This window comes from Hymenobacter yonginensis (assembly GCF_027625995.1).
Taxonomy (GTDB): domain Bacteria; phylum Bacteroidota; class Bacteroidia; order Cytophagales; family Hymenobacteraceae; genus Hymenobacter; species Hymenobacter yonginensis.
The window spans coordinates 2,890,819-2,910,903 of sequence record NZ_CP115396.1 but is presented as its reverse complement, the minus strand read 5'-3'; the positions used below and the strand labels follow the sequence as shown (position 1 = coordinate 2,910,903).

The window sequence follows — 20,085 nt, the reverse complement described above, 5'->3', positions numbered from 1 at the left end:
TAAGATCCTTCGCAAGCTCAGGATGACAGTGCCCACCACCCATTCCCACCCCAATGAACCTCGAATTCAACCGAAACGAAGACAGCCTCAAACAACTCAACTTCCAGCTGAAAAAGCGGCTGGAGAAAATGCAGCTCGGCGGCGGCGAGAAGCGCATTGCCGCGCACAAAGCCAAGGGCAAGCTCACGGCCCGGGAGCGAATCGAGTATTTGCTTGATAAAGACTCGGAAACCGTGGAAATCGGGGCGTTTGCGGGGGAGGGGATGTACCCGGAGGAAGGCGGCTGCCCCTCGGGCGGCGTGGTGGTAGTCATTGGCTGGGTGCAGGGCCGGCAGTGCGTGGTAGTGGCCAACGACGCCACCGTAAAGGCCGGCGCCTGGTTCCCGATTACAGCCAAAAAGAACCTGCGGGCCCAGGAAATCAGCATCGAAAACAAGCTGCCCATCATCTACCTCGTGGACTCGGCGGGCGTGTACCTGCCGATGCAGGACGAAATCTTCCCCGACAAGGAGCACTTCGGCCGCATCTTCCGCAACAACGCCGTAATGAGCAGCATGGGCATCGTGCAACTGGCCGCCATTATGGGCCCCTGCGTGGCCGGCGGGGCCTACCTGCCGATTATGTCCGACGAGGCCATGATTGTGGACGGCACCGGCTCGGTGTTCCTGGCGGGCTCTTACCTGGTGAAGTCGGCCATCGGCGAATCCATCGATAATGAGACGCTGGGCGGCGCTACTACCCACTCCGAAATTTCGGGCGTGACGGACTACAAGTTCAGCACCGACGAGGAGTGCCTGGACCACATCCGCAACATCTTCGACAAGCTGGGCGGCCACGCCACGGCCGGCTTCTCGCGCAAAACGCCCGCCGCCCCCAAGGAAAACCCGGCCGAAATCCTGGGTTTGCTGCCCGCCGACCGCGCTAAGCCCTACGATATGATGGACATCATCAACCGGCTGGTCGATAATTCGGAGTTCGAGCCTTACAAGGACCTCTACGGCCAGACGCTGCTCTGCGGCCTGGCGCGCATTGATGGCTGGGCCGTGGGCATCGTGGCCAATCAGCGCAAAATCGTGAAGACCAAGAAGGGTGCCATGCAGATGGGCGGCGTCATCTATTCCGACTCGGCCGACAAGGCGGCGCGCTTCATCATGAACTGCAACCAGAAGCGCATCCCGCTGGTGTTCCTGCACGACGTATCGGGCTTCATGGTAGGCTCGCAGAGTGAGCACGGCGGCATCATCAAGGACGGCGCCAAAATGGTGAATGCCATGAGCAACTCCGTAGTGCCCAAATTCTCGGTGGTCATCGGCAACAGCTACGGCGCCGGCAACTACGCCATGTGCGGCAAAGCCTACGATCCACGCCTCATCGTGGCCTGGCCCACGGCCCAGCTGGCCGTAATGAGCGGCGCCGCTGCCGCCAACACGCTCCTCCAGATTCAGGTAGCGTCCCTGAAAGCCAAAGGCGAAGTCATCACGCCCGAAGCTGAGAAGGAGCTGCTGGACCGCATCAAAGCCCGCTACGACGAGCAGCTCTCGCCCTACTACGCAGCGGCCCGCCTCTGGGTAGATGCCATCATCGACCCTCTGGAAACCCGCAAAGTCATTTCCCAAGGCATCAGCATGGCCAACCATGCCCCGATTGAAAAGGCGTACAATGTGGGCGTTATTCAGGTGTGAGGATAAAGTCTGACAGGCCTAGATCGTATGAATATCGAAGTCGGTAACGGGAAGATCGTTGTTATGAAAGGGCTACATCAGACGGCTACCTATTCAGGCGTGATAGGAGGATTGCCTACGGAGAAAATGAATGCTCGGATATTACATGACTCGCTGGACGCTGCGAGAAAGCTATTTCATATGCATGAGATATATCTGATCGAGCCTACGCAGAAGCCTTTGGAGTACAAAAAATGGTACCGCTTCGGGAAGCCAGCGGCCTTACCCGCTATACAATGTATAGTTGAGCTATGGCATCATGAACCAGCTAAAAATTCATGGATGGATTTCTCTGCGTTGGCTGTCGTATGGTATCAGGATTATTTCGCTTTGCCAATAAACATGGATGTAGTAGCGCAAATGAAAAATCTGCCTTGGGACGATGTTGCTGGGAGTTTTGATTATTAATTGAGTCACAATGATCATGGATGCTACGGCCAGTTATTATTTAAATGTAGCTGGCCTTATTATTATAAATCTGTGAAAAACTCTCTGCCTCTTGGCCGGCTGCAACGGCGCAGATAAAACTACCACCGCCTTCTCGCTGCTGCAGGGGCTGCTAAAATCCCGCAAAGTCATTTTCCAAGGCATCAGCATGGTCAACTACACGCTGATTGAAAAGGCGGATAGCATAGGCATGATTCAGGCGCGAGGAATTATTGGGTAACTCAATACTTATGAAAGAGAAAACTGTTTTTAGCAATGCTGTTGTCTACTGGGTAATAGTAGCTGTTTTAGTCGTTGGCCTGCTACTATCCTGCTACGTGCTGACAAAGAGAATCAATGTAACTGATGTTGCTCGCCTGATATGGATGGCTGCCCTGCTATTTATGGTTGTTGCCAAGCATAAGTATGCGCTTATAAACCTGAAGTGGTGGTTGGTTATTACGATGATAGTTGGCCCTGCATTGAGTTTGGTGGGGCGTTTTCTTAATGAAACGATGGATGATTCTTCATACAATATTGAGTTCTATTTATACAGGATACTGATGGTGATTATTGACTTGATTATGCTAAACTATATTCGTAATACAATTACAGTAGAGAAAGTAGACATGAATTGAATCGCAGCTTTCTGTTTTCGGCCCGCCGCTTCCCGCGAAGCGGCGGGCCGTTACTGTTATGGGTAGCTCATTGACTGGTTGATGATGAGGACTCTCTACCTCTTATGAGGCTGAAACGGCGCAGGCTATACTCTAGGCAGCCAAGCGCGGCTGCCGAAACTCTGCGACGCCACTTTCCTGGGTGTCAACGCCGATAACCACGCGTCTGCTGGAAAAGAGATATATGTTAACGTAATTCGAGTGTAAAGGGCAACAGCCATGCGGGTATTCAACACGGTGCAACTTATCGGCTTATGGCTGCTGGTGCCGGCGGTGGCATTGAGTCAGCGCCGGATAGTGACAGACGCGGAAGCAAACGCGTCGGGCGCCAACCAGCTGACCTTCTCCAGCGCGGACTGTAGTAGGGCCTCCTCCTTGGCTGCGGCAGATATTGCCAACCACTTGCCGTTTCTGATTTTGCAGAGTGGGTTTGCCCCGCAATCCTTTGCAGCAGACACTGTATTTGAAAATTCCTATGGCGTATTCTACCGCGAAGAAGGCTGCACAGGGTCGGTAAAGGAATGCGTGGTGTTGTACAACCAGCAGGTGTTCCACTACCTGACGGAAAAATATGGCCGCCAATGGCTGAGAACAGTCCGCAAAGATGTAGTTGGCTTCAGGGAATGGAAGAAAGCGCAACGGTAAGCCCGCGGCTGCAGCCCGATACGTCCGCCGGGCCCATATCAGCACTCGTCGTTTCAACAGTGTCTTCAGCACCCGCCGCTTCAGCCCAAATGATGGGCCTTGTTCCACTCAGGTATATTCATAATGGCTGTATGGCTGAGCCGGTAAGCTTGTTGTTGCGCGCTGAACCACCCCGCTGGGTGAAGGCCGTGCACTACACGGGGATTTTTCTGCTAGGCTCGTTTGCTATGGCGGCCTTTGGAGTCCGGGTGATGGGCGAGCGGGCCGCTACCACCAGTACCCGTGGCTTGCTTGGCCCACTGCAGGCGCTGCTATGGGCAACGAGTGCCGCTGCCGCCGCCTGGCTATTGGTTGTGGCGCTGCTCTACCGGCTGAAAGCTGCACGTGTAATTCGGATGGGGCCGCGGCAGGCGTCGGGCACCATCCGGTTGAGCCAGGACTTGGTGGTGCTGGCCGACCAGACCATTGCGGTCCGGGACTTGAAGAGCATTGTCGTGACATCGGACCAGTATGCCGGCGCGGTTCGGGGGCGCGGCGTAAGCTCGGGCGCCGGCAACATTGTGCTCACCTACAAGGGCACGGCGCGGGAAGCGGCGTTTCCGGTCGTGATTCAGTCGGCCCAGGAGCTGCAGATGCTGCGGGACTTGTCGGCGTACTGGCGGAGTCAGCAGGTGACGGCCCTGGTCATGGACTAAGGCCGGCCATTGCGGCCATCTGTTATCCAACTCAGCTGCTTACACCGACGGCCGGAAAATTATCTATCTATGTGGTGTAATCACCGGAGTCGGCTGGCTTTGGCCGCTACCTGTATGTTCTGTTTATCTATTGCACTATGAAAGCCTCTATACTGCTCCCGCTGGCGCTGGCACTTGGCGCCACCAGCTTCGCCCAGTCGGTCCCGCCCGCCGAGGTGATGATTGTGGGCTGCGACCATCTCAGCCAGATCTACAAAGCCGATAAGCCCGCAACCGACGTGCTGACGCCCCGGGGCCAGCAGGAAATCAGCCGCTTCACGGCCGCTATTGCCCGCTACCGCCCCGATATGGTGATGGTGGAAGCCCTGCCCGAGCAGCAGCCCCGTATCGACAGCCTCTACGCCTTATACCGCCAAGATAAGCTGGATCTGGCCGCGCTACCGGGCGGCCGCAGCGAGATATACCAGGTGGCGTTCCGGCTAGGCAAGCAGCTGCAGCTGCCCAGAATCTACTGCGCGAATGCGCCGGGCGGCACTTCCCAAGGCATTTTGCGTACTGGCCAGAACATTGCGCTGTACCAACAGGCCGGTGCGGAGCTGAGCAAAGTATCCGGGGCCAAGCGAGCCGGAATGGAAGATGGCAGCCTGCCGCTGTCCCGCTATCTGGCCGCCATCAATCAGCCGGAGCTCTATAACCTAGTGTACCGGCTGCGCTACGTGACGCCAGCGCGGGTGACGAACAGCCGCTTTACCAACCCCGATGCAGCCGTGGATACGGCCTTCGTGAACCCCCGATACATTGGGGCGGAGCTGATTTCGGTGTTCAAGAACCGCGACTATAAAATCTACTCCAACATCGTGACGCAGGCCCTGGCGGCCCGGCCGAAGCGGGTGCTGGCCCTGTTTGGGGCGGCGCATATTGGTTCGTTGCAAAGCATCTTCGCCAGCGACCCGGAGTTTCGGGTGGTGGAGTCGCGGAAGTACCTGAAGAAGTAGCCCGGCTTGTCGTCCTTCACCGCCTGAAATCATGGATACCGACTACCTCACCAGCGCCCGCAAGCAGTTTGAGTACTACAAGCTGCTCGGCGACCAGACGTTTGCCCAGTTGCCCGACGAAGCCCTGTTCTGGCAGCCCAATGCCGAAAGCAACAGCGTAGCCACCATCGTGAAGCACCTGTGGGGCAACATGCTCTCCCGCTGGACTGATTTCCTGACCACCGACGGCGAGAAGCCCTGGCGGCAGCGCGAGGCCGAGTTCGACAACGACCTGGGCACCCGGGCCGAGGTGTTGGCGCGCTGGGAAGCAGGCTGGAGCTGCCTGCTGGCCGCCCTCGACTCGCTCACGCCCGACAACTGGGACCAGCCGGTGTACATCCGCAACCAGGGCCATACCATCACGGAGGCCCTCAACCGGCAGCTGGCGCACTACCCGTACCACGTGGGGCAAATAGTGTTCATCGGGAAGCTGGTGCGGGCGGGGCAGTGGCAGTCGTTGTCAATTCCGCGCGGCACGTCGGCGGCGTACAACGCCGAGAAGTTTGCGCAGGAGCCCCACCGGGCTCATTTCACCGACGAGTACCTGGGCCGCAAGCCCGAATAAGGCCGGCCCCAGCTGGGGCGGCCCGGCACGGACGGGCACGGCCAGCAAACCCGGGCTAAAACCGCCGTAAATTGAACAAATCGGCCCGGGCTGGCTGTTATTTCCGGATAGCTCCTGGCGGCACTCCCGCCCCGGATGCGTTTCTTTGCTCTTTCTGACTTCTGCCGCCCCGCCGCCGCTGCTCCCGCTGCTTTATGACCAATAAAGAAATCAAAGCCCTCATCTCCCTGCTCGACGATCCGGAAATTGCCCCGCAGATTCAGGAGAAAATTCAGAGCCTGGGCGAAACCATCATTCCGTTTCTGGAAGAAAGCTGGGAAGAAACCCTCGACTCGCAGCAGCAGCAGCGCCTCGAAGATTTGATCCACCATCTGCAGTTTGAGGGCCTGCAGCAGCGCCTGCGCGTGTGGCGCGACTCGGGCGGCGAAAACCTGCTGGAAGGCATGTGGCTGCTCAATAGCTACCAATACCCCGACGCCGACCTGCAGAGCCTCAACAAGGCTATCGAGCAGCTGCGGTTTGAGGTCTGGACCCTGTTGCGGCCCGATATGCTGCCTACTGAGCAGGTGCAGGCCCTCAACCACGTGCTGTTCCGGGTACACAAGTTTGCGGCCAACACCCAGAACTTCCACTCGCCGGCCAACTCCATGCTGCACCGGGTGTTGGAAACCCGGCGCGGCAACCCACTCACGCTGTGCGTGATTTACTTGTTGGTGGCCCAGCGCTTGGAGCTGCCGGTGTTCGGCGTGAACCTGCCCAACCTGTTCGTGCTCACCTTCCGGCCCGAAACGCCCCTTATCGAGCCGTTCTACATCAATTGCTACAACCGGGGCCTGATCCTGACCCGCACCGATATTGAGCACTACATCGTGCAGCTCAACCTCACGTCCAACGACATCTTCTACGAGCCCTGCTCGCACCTCGATATCGTGCGGCGGGCGTTGCGCAACCTGCAGCTCAGCTTCGAGAAGCTGCAGGAGCCGGCCAAGGCCACCGAAGTGGCCCAGCTGCTCACCATCCTCACCGACGAGCCGGCCACACCGCCAGCTGCCCCCGAGGAAGAAGAGTAGCCCCGGCTGCTTACTCAATTGCCGGTCAGGCCTCCGAATCTACGGTTCGGAGGCTTTTTCGTGCGCTTCAGTGGAATTCACCAGCTTATATTTATGTGCGCCTATATCTTGCTTCCATCAACCAGACTGCCTCTGTGCCATGGGTTTCTCTTCTCGCTTTTGGGGTGTATTATTGAGCGGATTCGGCGTCGCTGCCCCCGCTTTTTCCCAGCAGACCGCGCCTGTTTCGGCTCTCACCCGCCAGTACACGCCCGCCCAACTCCGCCACGACCTGGAGGTGCTGCACCAGACCGTGAAGGCCGGCCACCTGGGCGCCCGCACTTATCATTCGCCCGCCTACCTCGATTCCTGCGCGGCCGCAGTGCAGGCCCAGCTTACGCAGCCCCTCACCGAGCGGGAGTTTCGGGCGCTGCTGCGGCCCTACGTAGCGGCGCTGGGCTGCGGCCATACCGCGGTGCAGGCCTCGGAAGCCTCACAGGCGGCGGCTAAGCGCGCTACGCCGTTTGTGCTGCCGCTGCAGCTGGCGCCGGTAGCGGGGCGGCTGGTGGTGGTGGCCACGCCCGGCCTGCGCCCCGGCCTGCTGCAGCCCGGTGACGAAGTGCTGGCCCTCAACCAGCGCCCGGCGCCCGAGGTGCTGCAGGGCATGCTCCGCCAAGTGCCCTCCGACGGCCTCAACCAGACGCACGCCCTCAACGCCGTGCGCCGCAACACCTACGCCTACTACGCCAACGCCTTCGGGCTGCCCGAGGAACACGTGCTGCAGGTGCGCGCCGCCAACGGCACCGAGCGGACGCTCCGCCTGACGGCCGCCGACGTGGATACCGCCCAGGCCAACCAGCAGGCGCGGGCCGCCCGCCAGCCCGCGCCCGGCCGGCTACTGCAGCGCCACGGCAGCAACAGCCTGCGCCTGCTGCCCCAGGACTCGTCTGTGGCGGTGCTGGACCTGAACACGCTCAGCGGCTCGCAGAAGTCGTTTTACAAAGCCGCCTTCCGGGCGCTGCAGCAACGGCCGGTGCGTGCCCTGGTGCTCGATCTGCGCGACAACGGCGGCGGCCAGGCGTTTGGGGGCAATGCGCTGCTACGCTACCTGCTGCCGGCCCCGTTCCAGTTTGTGTTTGAAACTGGCCCCGAGCAGCGCAAGGTGCGCCGGCAGCTGGCAATGGGCTTCTGGGAGCGGGCCACCCCGGGCCTGATGAGCACCAACCCGCTCCAGACCTGGCAGCGGGGCCGCCACCAGTTTGTGTTCCGGTTTCGGCCGAGCCGCCAGCTGCACTACAATGGGCCGGTGTACGTCCTCACCAACGGTGGCACGTTCTCGATGGCCAGCTACGTGGCCGCCTACCTCAAGCACCGCGCCGGCGCCACGGTGGTAGGTGAGGAAACCGGGGGCGGTGAGGCGGGCTCCAACGCCATGCTCTCGGGGCGGTTGCGCCTGCCCGAAACCGGGCAGCTCGTCCACTTCCCGGTGTATCGGGTGGTGCACCAGATACCCGCCGGCCCCGATACCGGCCGGGGCGTGCTGCCCACCGTGCCCGTCACGTACTCCGCCGCCGACCTCGTGCAGGGCCACGACCGGGACCTGGCCACTGTGCTGGAGCTGATTGCCGCCCGGGCAGCCAAGTAAGCGCTGGTTTACAGCGGAAACGCTGTTTTCAGCACCTGATAAACGAAAACGGGCCGGTTGCGCCACTGCATCGCAGTGGCGCAACCGGCCCGTTAGGCTATTGTAGGAGGGGCGGCTAGTTGCGCTTAATCAGGCAGCCGGCGCCGCGCTTGTCGGCTACGCCCACGGGGCGGCCGGCCAGCAGGTTGGTGAGGGCCTGCTGCACGTAGCGCTCCTGCACGTCGCTTTCCACCAGCGGGTTGTCGTCGATGGCACCTTTGTAGCGCACGGCAAACCCGTCGCCGACGGGCTGCAGCACCACCACTTCGGGCGTTTTGGTGGCTCCCAGCAGGGCGCTGACCTTCTGGCCTTCGTCTGTGAGCAGGGGCAGGTCGGCGGTGGCTTTGATTTTCAGCTTCTCAGCCTCGGCTATGTCGGCGCTGGCTTCGAGGTTGATGGGGGCATTGATGAACAGGAACTGCACGCCCCGGCCGCTAAACTGCGTGTTCAGGGCAGCAAGCCGGTTTTGGTAGAGCTTGGAGTAGGCGCAGTTCGGGTTGAGGAACACCACCACCACGGCCTTGCTGCCGGCGTAGCTTTTCAGAGCTACTTCGGTGTTGGTGGCGCTGCGCAGGCTGAAGTCGCTGACGGTGCGCCCGCCCTGGGCCCGGGCCACCCCAACAGCCGCAACCGTGCAAAACAGGAGCGTGGCGGCAGCCAGGATGGAAATTCGGCGAATGGACATGGGAGAGAGTAACTGAGTAAAGGAGTAGCTGAGTAGCGAGTAACTGAGTAGTGGAGTAGCTGAGTAATTTGTTCTTAGAGACAACAAATTACTCAGCTACTCCACTACTCAGTTACTCCACGCAGTAAGTTAGTACGTAATCGGGAGCCGGGCGCTGATAATGGATCTGGTGTTGGCTGCGGGAGTTTTCGAGGAGCAGGTGTCCCGTCAACACACCTGCCTCCCGCAGCCTGAACGGGTCGAGCAACAATTGCTCCTTGAACACTAGGCCCCGGCGGCTGTGCAGCTTATACAGTGTTTCCTTGGCACTCCAGTACACACTATGCTTGGCGGCGTCGCTGCCAGCGTCGGCCCGTTCGGCTTCCGATAGAAACCGCGGCGCCAACTTCAGGGCTTTGGGGCGTTCCAATTCAATATCTATGCCAACTGCGGCGTCGCGGGCCACCACCGCCGCCACCCACTCGCCGGAGTGCGACAACGACACGCCCCAGGCGGGCAGTTCGGCGAAGTACGGGCGGCCGTTGGCGTCGCTGTGCAGAGTGGCGGGAACGTCGGTCAGCTCGCGCAGCAGCTGATGGGCCAGCACCCGGCCCGCCAGCCACTGCCGGGCCCGGTCTTCGTGGCGGCCCTGCGGGAAGCGGGCCGTATAGTGCAGTGGCTGCGGCAGCAGCGGCCAGAGCGCTTCCGGCGGCTCGGTGAGCTGCCACAAGCCCAGCAGCGCATGGCCGGATAGGGGAGTGAGGGAGTGAAGCGGCATGGGGCAAAGGTAGGCAGGTAGCATAGGCTTTAGCCTGTGCCGTTCCGGGAGGACAGATTTTAGCTGGAGCTACCTGGGCCGGCACAGGCTAAAGCCTATGCTACATGAAAGCCTATGCTACCTGCCTACCTTTGCGCTCTTCCCTTCTGCTTATGCCGTTTCTCCATCGTCCGCAGGCCCACAAGCTCACGGCCCTCACCGGCCACCTCGACTGCGTTTACACCCTGGCCGGCACCCCCGGTTCCGACACGTTCTACTCGGCCGGCGCCGATGGCCTAGTTGCCGCCTGGCGCGCCGCTGAGGATGCGCAGGACGGCGAGCTGGTGGCGAAGGTGGAAAACTCGGTGTACGCCCTGCTGCACCTGCCGCAACACGATTTGCTGCTCATCGGCCACAATTTCCAGGGCGTGCAGGGCATCAGCCTGAGCGAGAAGAAGCTGGCGTTTGCCACAGCGCTGCCCCCGGCGGCTATCTTCGATATGGTGTACTCAGAAGCGCGCCAACGGCTGTACGTGGCCCTCGGCGACGGTACGCTGGCCGTGCTGCGCGCCCCCGACTGGCGCGTGGAAACCCTGCTGCGGCTCTCCGACAAAAGCCTGCGCTGCCTGGCCCTGCACGAGGAGCGCAACGAGCTGGCCGTGGGCGGCTCCGACTGGCAGCTGCGCCTGCTCGATGCCGACTCGCTGGCCGTGCGGCGGCAGTGGGAGGGCGGCACCAATTCCATCTTCACGGCTGCCTACTCGCCCGATGGCCGCTACCTGCTCACGGCCGGCCGCGACGCCCACCTGCGCCGCTGGGACCTGGCCGCCGACTGCGCCGAGCAGCTCAGCATCGTGGCCCACCTGTTCACCATCAACCACCTCGCCTTCAGCCCCGACGGCTCCCTGCTGGCCACCTGCAGCATGGACAAAAGCATCAAGCTCTGGGACGCCGAAACGCTGCAGCTGCTGCGCGTGCTGGACAAAGCGCGCCACGCCGGCCACGGCACCTCCGTCAACAAGTTGTTTTGGCCGGGAAGGCAGAATAGGCTAGTTTCGTGTAGCGACGACCGCAGCCTGGCCGTGTGGCAGCTTAGCAGCGGAAACTAACCGCCAGCACGGTTTGTCACTCTGGTCCCGGTCCGACGGCGCGAGCCATCTGACCGGTTGATATATGCTGATGTTGGCACATCGTCGTTTAGATGGCGCAACCGGCCACCGGTCCGACGGCTGTTGCCGCCAAGCCGCGGCGGGTGCCTGCTGGCAGAATCCATCTGGCCAGCCCACTTCTACTCCCCACTCCTATGAAAATTACGGCCCTCGATATCCGTCAGAAAACCTTTGAAAAAGCCTTCCGGGGCCTTGATAAAGACGAAGTGCAGGCGTTTCTGCTCACCCTTTCGCAGCAGTGGGAGCGGATGGGCGACGAAAACCGCGAGTTGCGCGTGAAGCTCGACCACGCCACCCAGGACGTGAGCAAGATGCGCGAGGTAGAAACCAGCCTCTACCGCACCCTCAAAACCGCCGAAGACACCGGCAACAGCATTACCGAGCAGGCCCAGCGCGACGCCGAGCTGCGCATCCGCGAAGCCCAGCTGAAAGCCGAGCAGCTACTGGCCGACGCCCGCCAGAAAGCCCGCCTGCTGGTGGAAGACGCCTATCAGCAGGCCGAGAAAACGGTGGCCGAGATGCAGAAGGAAGTGAGCGGCCTGGGCCAGGAGTGCCAGCGCCTCGAAGCCCAGCTCGACAGCCTCGTGCGCGACCTGCACCACCTGGCCTCCGATGCGCTGGATAAGGTGGAAAAAGCCAAGGCCCGGCCCAAAGCCAGCACGGCGGCCATCCTTTCGCGGGCAGCCAGCGTAAAAGTGACCCGGACCTCGTCCGATTCACCTGAAAACCCTGCCCCAATGTTCGTTTCCACTGCTTCTACTTCGTCGGCCGCGGCCGTAGCCGGCGGTTCTGCTGCTTCGTTTGGCGGCTCGGCCCCGGCTTTTCCGGCGGCCCGCCCCACGGCCCAGCCCGGCGCCTACAACCCCAAGCCCGGCCAGCAGCCCGAGCCCGGCCAGCCGGAAAAGCCCGAGCAGCCCAACCAGCCTAATAAGCCCAACCAGCCCGACCCCGAAATTGAGCGTCCCGGCTCCCCGGTGCCCGGCGCCCCCAACCCCGATGTGCAGCCCGACGTGCGGCCCGGCCGCACCGAGCAGCCAGAAATTCCGCAGCCGGTACAGCCCATGCACCCCGGCCAGAATGATCAGCCCGTGATGCAAGCCGCGGCCGTAACGGCCGAGAAATCGTTTTTCGACGAAATCTAGGGCGCTGCTGCAGAATCACTGATTTTGCGGATTAGTCGGATTTCACGGATTTTGTAGCCGACCTTGCGCAGCCTTTCCTTTGGGGAGGCTGCGTTTTTTTTGGCCGGCTTCGGCGGCGCGCTGTAGCAGCTTGCGGCAGCAACGCTGCCTCGGCGGACCGCTTTTTGAAGCATACGGCACACTTTCACCCTCTCAACTTATACCACATGGGCCAGATTGCACTGGAAGGCATGGAGTTTTTCGCGTTTCACGGCTACTACGACGAGGAGCAGAAAATCGGCAACAAGTACGGCGTCGACCTCTACATCCGCACCGACCTGCACGCCGCCGGCGCTTCCGACAAGCTCCACGAAACCGTGAACTACGAAGTGCTCTACCGCGTGGTGGCCGAGGAAATGCGGGCCCCGGCGCGTTTGCTGGAGCACGTCGGCCACCGCGTGCTGGACCGCGTGCTGCTGGAGTTTCCGCACGTGCGCTCCGTGAAGGTGAGCGTGTCGAAGTTCAACCCGCCACTGGGCGGCATCTGCCACCGGGCCCGCGTCACGCTCACGCGCCGCCGGGGCGAGGCGCATGGCCGATAGTGGTATGGCAGGTGCTTGTTGGATAGAGTGTTATGATGTAAAAAGCCGGCTATTACAGCCGGCTTTTTTGCTGCTCTATGGATATTACGAAAAAAATCGTAGATTAAGTTTGTATCTACGATATCATTCGTATATGTTTGAAGTACGAACATCATCGTAGAACCTCAAACGCCTGTACTCATGAGTGAAAAACCCATTCCCAAGCCCACCGACTCGGAGCTGGAGATACTGCAGGTGCTGTGGCAGCACGGCCCCAGCACGGTCCGGTTCGTGAACGACCAGCTGAGCCAGAAGCGCGAGGTTGGCTACACCACCACACTCAAGATCCTGCAACTGATGCTGGACAAGGTTCTGGTGCTGCGCGAAGACGACAGCAAAACCCACGTGTACCGGGCTGCCGTGCGCGAGGAGGAAACCCAGGGCCTGCTCCTCGACCGGTTCGTGGATGCCGCCTTCGGGGGCTCGGCCATGAAGCTGGTGATGCAGGCGCTGGGCACGCGCTCCACTTCTTCCGACGAGCTGGCCCAGATCCGGGGCCTGCTCAATGAAATCGAACAACAGCGTCGTTCCACCTCCAACGATTCCTCCGATGAGCCTGCTTGAACAATTTGGGTCGCCGGCGCTGATGCGCGCCCTTGGCTGGACGCTGCTGCACTCGTTGTGGCAGGGCGCATTGGTGGCGCTGGCCGCCGCCGCGCTGCTGATGCTGCTGCACCGCCACGCCGCCGCCTTGCGCTACAAGGTGGCCGCCGCCGCCCTGCTCACACTGCTGCTGCTGAGCGGCATCACGCTGGGCTACTACTACAGCACGTTCCGCGCCGCGCCGGCTACGGAGGCGCCGTATTCCGCCGGCAGTCCAACCGATGAGCTGCCGGGCGTAGATGCTACCGGGTTGGGCACTGATGTTGCTGCCGTAGCTTCTGAAACGGGAGCAACTGCCGCGCCGGCTCCCGGCCGGCTGCGCCAGCTGCTGACCACGGGCCAACTGTATCTGGAGCGCAACATGCCGGTGGTGGTGGTGGCCTGGCTGCTGGGCATGCTGGCCATGACGCTCCGCTTTCTGAGCGGCCTGGCCTACGTGCAACGGCTGCGGCGCTACCGGGTGGCCGCGCTGCCCGCCGAGTGGCAAACCCGCCTCGATGCGCTGGTGGCCCGCACGGCCTTGCGCCAGCCGGTGCGCATTCTGGCCTCGGGCCTGGTGCCCGGGCCGCTGGTGATAGGCTGGCTGAAACCCGTGATTCTGCTGCCTATGAGTGCCGCTTCGGGCATGTCGGGGGCCGAGCTGGAGGCTATTCTGGCCCACGAGCTGGCTCACGTGCTGCGCCGCGACTACCTGTTCAATCTGCTGCAGTCGGTGGCCGAAATCCTATTCTTCTACCATCCGGCCGTGTGGTTCCTGTCGAACTGCCTGCGCACCGAGCGCGAAAACTGCTGCGACGACATGGCCACCGAGCTCTGCGGCGACTCACTGGTGCTGGCCCAGGCGTTGGCCTCGCTGGCTACGCTGCAACACGCCCCAACCCGCCCGGCTCTCACGCCGCGGCTGGCTATGGCGGCCGCCGGCCAGCCCGGCTCGCTGCTGGGGCGGGTGCGCCGCCTAGTGCAGCACCGCGCCACGGCGCCCACGTTTTCGGATGGGTTCTGGGCGGCCTGCGTGGTGCTGCTGAGCGTGGGCGTACTCACGACCAGCACCGTGCTGTCGCTGAGCGCCGCCTCGTTCAGCACGGCCGTGGTGAACAAGGGTGCGGAAGCGCTGCGGGAGCAGTTTGCTAAAGGCCAGATCAAAGAAGAAGCAGAAAATCAGGTGCAAACGGAAACCCAGGCCGAAGCACAGGCGCTGGAGCAAACCAGCCCCGACGAGAATCCGGAAGGCGAGGCCCTGACGGTCAACTACCGCGGCAATGAGCTGAAGCCAGGCTCCGATGATACGGTGGTGGTGTACAGCCAGGCCAATCCCAAGCTGTCCACCAAATCCGGCCGGGCCCGCCTCAACGAAATCAAGGGGCTGACGGTGGTGGTGAAAAACGAGCAGGGCGCTATTTCGGAGGTGTACGTGGATGGCAAGAAGGTGCCGGCCGGCGAGCTGCCCGCCTACCAGCAGGCCCTCGCCAAATCCCAGCAGACCAACCGTGGCAACACCCTCGCCGACCGCCGCCAAGCCACCCGTGAGCGGATGGCGCAGCTTTCGCAGCGCATGAGCAGCGCCGCGCTGGCCGGCCGCGCCCCCACCGACGCCGACGCCGAGGAACTCTCGCGCCTGGCCATGGCCGAGGCTGGCGAGGCTATGCGCGACCAGCCCTGGGCCAACCAGGACGAGATGGATGAGCGCTTTGCCGGTGCCGAAAGAGCGCTGAATGAGCAGCTGCAGAACGGCCACCTCAATGCTGAGCAGCGGGCCGAGATTCGCAACGAGCTGCAGAAAGTGCAGCAGGAAAAGCGCCGAATGCTGGAGCAGTATGGCCAAGACCGGGAGCAGGCCCTGCGCGACGCGGCCCAGGCCCGCCAGGACGCCGCCCAGGCGCGCCGGGATGCCATGCAGGCCCGCCGCGACGCCATGCAGGCCCAACTCGACCAGGACCAGGCGCGCCGGGATGAAGACCAGGCCCGCCGCGACGAGGAGCAGGCCCGCCGCGACGCCAAAGACGAAATATGGCGCCAGGCGCTGATCAGCGAGCTGAAGCGTGATGGCCTGATCCGGAACCCGGACACCTACAGCTTCTCGCTCAGCGCTACCAGCCTTACCGTGAACGGCAAAAAGCAGCCCGACGCCGTGCAGCAGAAGTACCGCAAGTTCTACGAAGACCGGACCGGCCGCAAGCTCAGCGCCACCGGCTCCATCAACATTCAGCAGCAGAGCAACGCGAGTGCCCGCCGCTACAGCCTGCCGGCGCCGCCCAGCCCGCCAAGCGCACCGGCTGCCCCTGCCGCGCCATCGGTGCCGGCGCCCCCGGCCCCTCCACGCATCAGCTCCGACCAGATCCGGGAAAAGCTGCGCCAGGACGGGCTGATTGAGAAAGACGCCAAAAGCTTCATGTTTCAGCTCAACGACAAAGGGCTGGTGGTGAACGGCGAGCCGCAGTCGGCGGCTATGGCCGACAAATACCGCAAGCTGCTGGGCAGCAGCGCCAAATCCGGCAAAGGCCAGTCGACCAACACCAGTATCAATATTTCTGTGAGTGAATAAAGTGTGCCCATGAGCCGGCTCCGGCCGCCGCTGCAACGGCGGCCGGAGCTACCGGCCCGACTACTTTAAAACTTAATATATCGTTCAAGCAACGGTTTCCGAACGGGCCGCATCTATTAGCCCAAACCAGCCCTGACTACTGCCTGGCTGGCTCCCGTTCCTATTTATGTGCGCGCCCTACGGGCCGCGCCGCGCCCCGTGCGTTGTCCTTCGATTTCCACCGTTTGATTCACTTCTCCTCCCGTCGATCTGCCGTGATGCGCATTCGTATGCCCTTTTTTTTCTTCCTGCTGAGCCTGTTGTTCATGGCCGGGCAGGCAGCGGCCCAGCAGCAGCCTGCCGCGGCTGCCCCACCTGCCGCTACCACCACGCTGGCCCCTAAAAAGCAGCTGCAGGCCGTCCGCATCACGGACGCCATCAAGCTCGATGGCCTGCTGGACGAGGCCGTGTGGCAGCAGGCTCCGGTGGCCACGCAGTTCATCCAGAACCGCCCAAACCCCGGCCCGCCCGAGAAGCACCCCACCGAAGTGCGCATCCTCTACGACGACGCCAACCTCTACATTGGGGCGGTGATGCACGACGTGAGTGCCGACTCGATTCTGCGGGAGCTGACTCCGCGCGACAACTTCGGCAACACCGATTTCTTCGGCATCTTCCTCGACACCTACCAGGACAAGCTCAACGGCTACGGTTTTTTCGTGACGACGGGCGGCGTGCAGATGGATGCCCGCTACTCGCCGGCCGGGGGCGAGGATTTCAACTGGAACGCCGTTTGGGACTCGCGCACCAGTATCCGGGGCACCGACTGGATTGCGGAGATGCGCATTCCGTACTCGGCCATCCGCTTCAGCAGCCTACCTGAGCAGCAGTGGGGCCTGAACTTCATGCGCCAGCGCAAAAAGGAAAACCAGGCTTTCTTCTGGAATGAGGTGAAGCCCGCCGTGGATGGCTTCGTGAACCAGTGGGGCACGCTCACCGGCGTGCGCGACGTGAAGCCGCCGCTGCGCCTCTCGCTCACGCCCTACATTTCCAGCTACGTCAACCACAACCCGCTCAGCGAAAACGGCACCCGCCCCACCACTACCAGCTTCAATGGCGGCGCCGACATCAAGTGGGGCATCAACGAAAGCTTCACGCTGGACGCCACGCTGGTGCCCGACTTCGGGCAGGTGCAGAGCGACAACCAGGTGCTCAACCTCTCGCCGTTTGAGGTGCAGTTCAACGAAAACCGTCAGTTCTTCACCGAAGGCACCGAGCTGTTTACCAAGGGCAACCTGTTCTACTCCCGCCGGGTAGGGGCCACGCCCATGGGGTTTTATGACGTGGCCGTAGGCGATAAGGAAAAGCTGGTGAAGAATCCGTCGGAGACGCGGCTGCTGAACGCCACCAAGGTGTCGGGGCGCACCAGCAAGGGTCTGGGTATCGGCGTGTTCAACGCCCTCAGCAACGACGTGTACGCCACCGTGCGCAACACCGAGAGCGGCGAGGAGCGCGAGGTCCTGACGCAGCCGTTCAGCAACTACAGTATTCTGGTGCTCGACCAGAGCCTGAAAAACAACTCCTACGTTTCGCTCATCAACACCAACGTCACGCGCGCCGGCCGCACCTACGATGCCAACGTGACCGGCGGCCTGTTTCGGCTGGCCAACAAGAAGAACTCCTACGCCGTGACGGGCCAGGTGAACTACTCGCGGCGGCGCGGCAACGCCTTCGGCTCCGATACAGTGCAGATCGACAACCGCGACGGCTACAAGTACCGGCTGGACGTGAGCAAAATCAGCGGCAACTTCACCTACGGCGTGGCCCACGGCATCGAGTCGAACACCTACGACCCCAACGACCTGGGTATTCTGTTCAGCAACAACGCTATTTCGCAGGAAGTCTACGGCAACTACAACATCTACAAGCCCTTCTGGAAGGTAAACCGGCTCAATACCTACTTTGGGGTGAGCCACAGCCTGCTGTATCGGCCCACGCTCTTTCAGAGTGCCAACTTCTACAGCGGCGCGAATACCACCTTTACCAAGAGCTTCCTCAGCACTGGATTCAACCTCAATATTGACCCGCGCAGCAACGACTATTTTGAGCCCCGTAAGGAGCCCTTGGGCGAATATTACGTGCGGGTGCCCGGCAGCGTCAACGTGGGTGGCTACATCTCCACCGATTACCGCAAAAAGCTGGCCTTCGACGTGAATGCCGGCGTACGCACCTACTCCCGCGACGAGCGGCTGCCAGCGCGGCCCCGCCGCATGGGCTACGGCCTGACCATTTCGCCGCGCTACCGCGTCAACAACAAGCTCAATTTCCGCTACGAGGCCGACTGGAACCTGCGTCAGAACCAGATCGGCTTCGTCAACGGCGGGCTCGACAGCGAGGAGCCGCTTGATTCGGCCATGATCCGGCAGCTGGGCGGCAATGTGCCGCTGGGACTGGCCCCGAAAGATGTGCTGCTGGGCCGCCGGCAGGTGGTCACGGTGTCCAACGTGCTGTCGGTGGGCTACACCTTCACCAACCGCATGTCCCTGACGGTGCGCACGCGCCACTACACCAGCACCGTGCGCTACCAGGATTTCGCGCAGCTGCGCGCCGGCGGCCAGGAAACGCCCGCCGACTACCGCCGCAACCGCGACAATACCTACAACGCCTTCAACGTGGACGCCGTGTACTCGTGGTGGTTTGCGCCCGGCTCGCAGGTGAGCATCGTCTGGAAAAACGCCGGCACCAACTTCCTGCAGGCCAACGAAGCCACCCCGCTCTACTTCGACAACCTGAGCAACACCATCAACACGCCGCATAACAACAACGTCAGCATCAAGATCCTGTATTACCTCGATTACCTGGCCTTGCGGCCCCGGCGCGGCTAACATCAATCAGCTAGTTATAGCGCGAAAATCCGTTTCGTGTCGGGCGGAAGTGAGTAGGAAGCATCGATGAGCCGCTTGCTTACTTCCGCCCGACACGAAACGGATTTTCGCTTTACAGTCCCAGTAGCTCTTCCGCGGCGCCGAAGGCCGATTTGCGGCCGTCCATCACCTGCTGCTGCACCTCGGCGAGGCGCTGGGCCACCTCGGGGCGCTGGTAGAAGCGGGTTTCCAGGGTTTCGCGGATGGTTTCGTGGAGCCAATGCAGGTTCTGCTCCTGGCGGCGGCGCTGGAAGTAGCCGCTTTCCTGGGTTTGCTGCACGTAGCGCTGCACCACTTCCCACACCTCCGGCACGCCCTGCCCGGTCACGGCCGAGCTGGTCGTGACGACGGGGCTCCACTGGCTGGGCGCGAGCGGGTAGAGGTGCAAGGCGTTCTGGTACTCGGCGCGGGCGCGGCGGGCGGCCAGCTCGTTGCCGCCATCGGCCTTGGTGATGGTCACGGCGTCGGCCATTTCCATGATGCCCTTTTTGATGCCCTGCAGCTCGTCGCCGGCGCCGGCTAGCATCAAGAGCAGGAAAAAGTCTACCATGCCGTGCACGGCCGTTTCGCTCTGGCCCACTCCGACGGTTTCCACGAAGATGACGTCGTGGCCGGCGGCCTCGCAGAGCACCAGCGCCTCGCGGGTGCTTTTGGTGACGCCGCCCAGGCTGCGGCCAGCCGGCGAGGGCCGGATGTAGGCCTGCGGGTGCGCGGCCAGCTCGTTCATGCGGGTTTTGTCGCCGAGGATGCTGCCGCCGCCGCGCTGGCTGCTGGGGTCGACGGCCAGTACCGCCAGGCGCTTGCCCTGTTCGCGCACCAGGTGCAGCCCCAGCGCCTCAATAAACGTGCTTTTGCCCACGCCCGGCACGCCCGTAATGCCCACCCGCACCGACCGGCCGGCGTGGGGCAGCACCACGTCCAGCACTTGCTGGGCCAGGGCCTGGTCGGTGGGCAGGGTGCTTTCCACCAGCGTGATGGCCCGGCTGAGCATGACGCGGTTGCCGGAGAGGATGCCGTCGGCGTATTCGGAAACAGAGAAGCGCTTGGCCATCGGGGCAGAAACGGAGTTGGCCGCGGAAAACGGCCCACTGGTATAGTAAACTAGGCGCAAACTACCCTATAATGGTACATTTGACCAACTTTCGCCCTCCGCTTGCGGCGGGTGCCAGGTGTTGGCCTTCTAAATTGC

The 20,085-nt window shown here is 62.1% G+C and carries 19 protein-coding genes; 16 read left to right on the top strand and 3 right to left on the bottom strand.

From position 1 onward, the window contains the following. Positions 1 to 53: 53 nt before the first annotated feature. The 10 genes from O9Z63_RS12570 to O9Z63_RS12525 all read left to right on the top strand — a co-directional run bounded on the left by O9Z63_RS12570 (position 54) and on the right by O9Z63_RS12525 (position 8,457). Positions 54 to 1,682, top strand: a complete 1,629-nt coding sequence (locus O9Z63_RS12570) for an acyl-CoA carboxylase subunit beta (protein WP_270125575.1) — start codon at positions 54 to 56, stop codon at positions 1,680 to 1,682. A gap of 27 nt (positions 1,683 to 1,709) precedes the next feature. Then, a complete protein-coding gene (locus O9Z63_RS12565) occupies positions 1,710 to 2,129 on the top strand; it encodes a hypothetical protein (protein WP_270125574.1) in 420 nt (139 codons plus the stop codon). A 91-nt stretch (positions 2,130 to 2,220) separates the two neighbouring features. Then, positions 2,221 to 2,388, top strand: coding sequence for a hypothetical protein (locus tag O9Z63_RS12560; RefSeq protein ID WP_270125573.1), 168 nt, complete (start codon positions 2,221 to 2,223; stop codon positions 2,386 to 2,388). 10 nt (positions 2,389 to 2,398) lie between these two features. Next, the gene (locus O9Z63_RS12555) at positions 2,399 to 2,785 is read left to right on the top strand and encodes a hypothetical protein (protein WP_270125571.1); all 387 of its coding nucleotides are present in this window, start codon (positions 2,399 to 2,401) and stop codon (positions 2,783 to 2,785) included. A gap of 258 nt (positions 2,786 to 3,043) precedes the next feature. Next, a complete protein-coding gene (locus O9Z63_RS12550; protein WP_270125570.1) occupies positions 3,044 to 3,469 on the top strand; it encodes an FEKKY domain-containing protein in 426 nt (141 codons plus the stop codon). 131 nt (positions 3,470 to 3,600) lie between these two features. Beyond that, positions 3,601 to 4,164, top strand: a complete 564-nt coding sequence (locus tag O9Z63_RS12545) for a hypothetical protein (protein WP_270125568.1) — start codon at positions 3,601 to 3,603, stop codon at positions 4,162 to 4,164. A gap of 137 nt (positions 4,165 to 4,301) precedes the next feature. Continuing rightward, positions 4,302 to 5,159 (top strand): DUF5694 domain-containing protein, encoded by an 858-nt coding sequence (locus O9Z63_RS12540; RefSeq protein WP_270125567.1) that lies wholly within the window; start codon positions 4,302 to 4,304, stop codon positions 5,157 to 5,159. 31 nt (positions 5,160 to 5,190) lie between these two features. Then, on the top strand, positions 5,191 to 5,763 hold the full coding sequence (locus O9Z63_RS12535) for a DUF1572 domain-containing protein (RefSeq protein WP_270125566.1): 573 nt from the start codon (positions 5,191 to 5,193) through the stop codon (positions 5,761 to 5,763). Between the two features lie 194 nt (positions 5,764 to 5,957). Then, the gene (locus tag O9Z63_RS12530; protein ID WP_270125565.1) at positions 5,958 to 6,833 is read left to right on the top strand and encodes a transglutaminase-like domain-containing protein; all 876 of its coding nucleotides are present in this window, start codon (positions 5,958 to 5,960) and stop codon (positions 6,831 to 6,833) included. A gap of 139 nt (positions 6,834 to 6,972) precedes the next feature. Beyond that, on the top strand, positions 6,973 to 8,457 hold the full coding sequence (locus tag O9Z63_RS12525; protein ID WP_270125564.1) for a S41 family peptidase: 1,485 nt from the start codon (positions 6,973 to 6,975) through the stop codon (positions 8,455 to 8,457). Between the two features lie 115 nt (positions 8,458 to 8,572). Here the strand turns inward: O9Z63_RS12525 and O9Z63_RS12520 are convergent, their stop codons facing one another. Beyond that, positions 8,573 to 9,181 (bottom strand): redoxin domain-containing protein, encoded by a 609-nt coding sequence (locus O9Z63_RS12520; protein WP_052381502.1) that lies wholly within the window; start codon positions 9,179 to 9,181, stop codon positions 8,573 to 8,575. Between the two features lie 112 nt (positions 9,182 to 9,293). Further along, on the bottom strand, positions 9,294 to 9,938 hold the full coding sequence (locus O9Z63_RS12515) for a 4'-phosphopantetheinyl transferase superfamily protein (RefSeq protein WP_270125563.1): 645 nt from the start codon (positions 9,936 to 9,938) through the stop codon (positions 9,294 to 9,296). A gap of 152 nt (positions 9,939 to 10,090) precedes the next feature. On the opposite strand from O9Z63_RS12515, the gene O9Z63_RS12510 reads away from it, so the two are divergent. The 6 genes from O9Z63_RS12510 (at position 10,091) to O9Z63_RS12485 (ending at position 18,857) form a co-directional block, all read left to right on the top strand. Then, the gene (locus O9Z63_RS12510) at positions 10,091 to 11,026 is read left to right on the top strand and encodes a WD40 repeat domain-containing protein (RefSeq protein WP_270125562.1); all 936 of its coding nucleotides are present in this window, start codon (positions 10,091 to 10,093) and stop codon (positions 11,024 to 11,026) included. A 194-nt stretch (positions 11,027 to 11,220) separates the two neighbouring features. Then, the gene (locus O9Z63_RS12505; protein ID WP_270125561.1) at positions 11,221 to 12,228 is read left to right on the top strand and encodes a DivIVA domain-containing protein; all 1,008 of its coding nucleotides are present in this window, start codon (positions 11,221 to 11,223) and stop codon (positions 12,226 to 12,228) included. 206 nt (positions 12,229 to 12,434) lie between these two features. Continuing rightward, complete coding sequence (gene folB, locus O9Z63_RS12500; RefSeq protein WP_270125560.1) at positions 12,435 to 12,809, top strand: dihydroneopterin aldolase; 375 nt, start codon at positions 12,435 to 12,437, stop codon at positions 12,807 to 12,809. A 180-nt stretch (positions 12,810 to 12,989) separates the two neighbouring features. Then, the gene (locus O9Z63_RS12495; RefSeq protein ID WP_044016488.1) at positions 12,990 to 13,412 is read left to right on the top strand and encodes a BlaI/MecI/CopY family transcriptional regulator; all 423 of its coding nucleotides are present in this window, start codon (positions 12,990 to 12,992) and stop codon (positions 13,410 to 13,412) included. Next, positions 13,399 to 15,993 carry a M56 family metallopeptidase gene (locus O9Z63_RS12490; RefSeq protein ID WP_270125559.1) on the top strand — a complete coding sequence of 865 codons (2,595 nt, stop codon included), beginning with the start codon at positions 13,399 to 13,401 and terminating at the stop codon, positions 15,991 to 15,993. The genes O9Z63_RS12495 and O9Z63_RS12490 overlap by 14 nt, the downstream gene beginning before the upstream one ends. A gap of 269 nt (positions 15,994 to 16,262) precedes the next feature. Further along, positions 16,263 to 18,857: a DUF5916 domain-containing protein gene (locus O9Z63_RS12485; RefSeq protein ID WP_270125558.1), complete on the top strand. Its 2,595-nt coding sequence runs from the start codon at positions 16,263 to 16,265 to the stop codon at positions 18,855 to 18,857. 112 nt (positions 18,858 to 18,969) lie between these two features. On the opposite strand, the gene meaB is transcribed toward O9Z63_RS12485, so the two are convergent. Next, positions 18,970 to 19,947 carry a methylmalonyl Co-A mutase-associated GTPase MeaB gene (gene meaB / locus O9Z63_RS12480; RefSeq protein ID WP_270125557.1) on the bottom strand — a complete coding sequence of 326 codons (978 nt, stop codon included), beginning with the start codon at positions 19,945 to 19,947 and terminating at the stop codon, positions 18,970 to 18,972. Between the last annotated feature and the right edge of the window lie 138 nt (positions 19,948 to 20,085).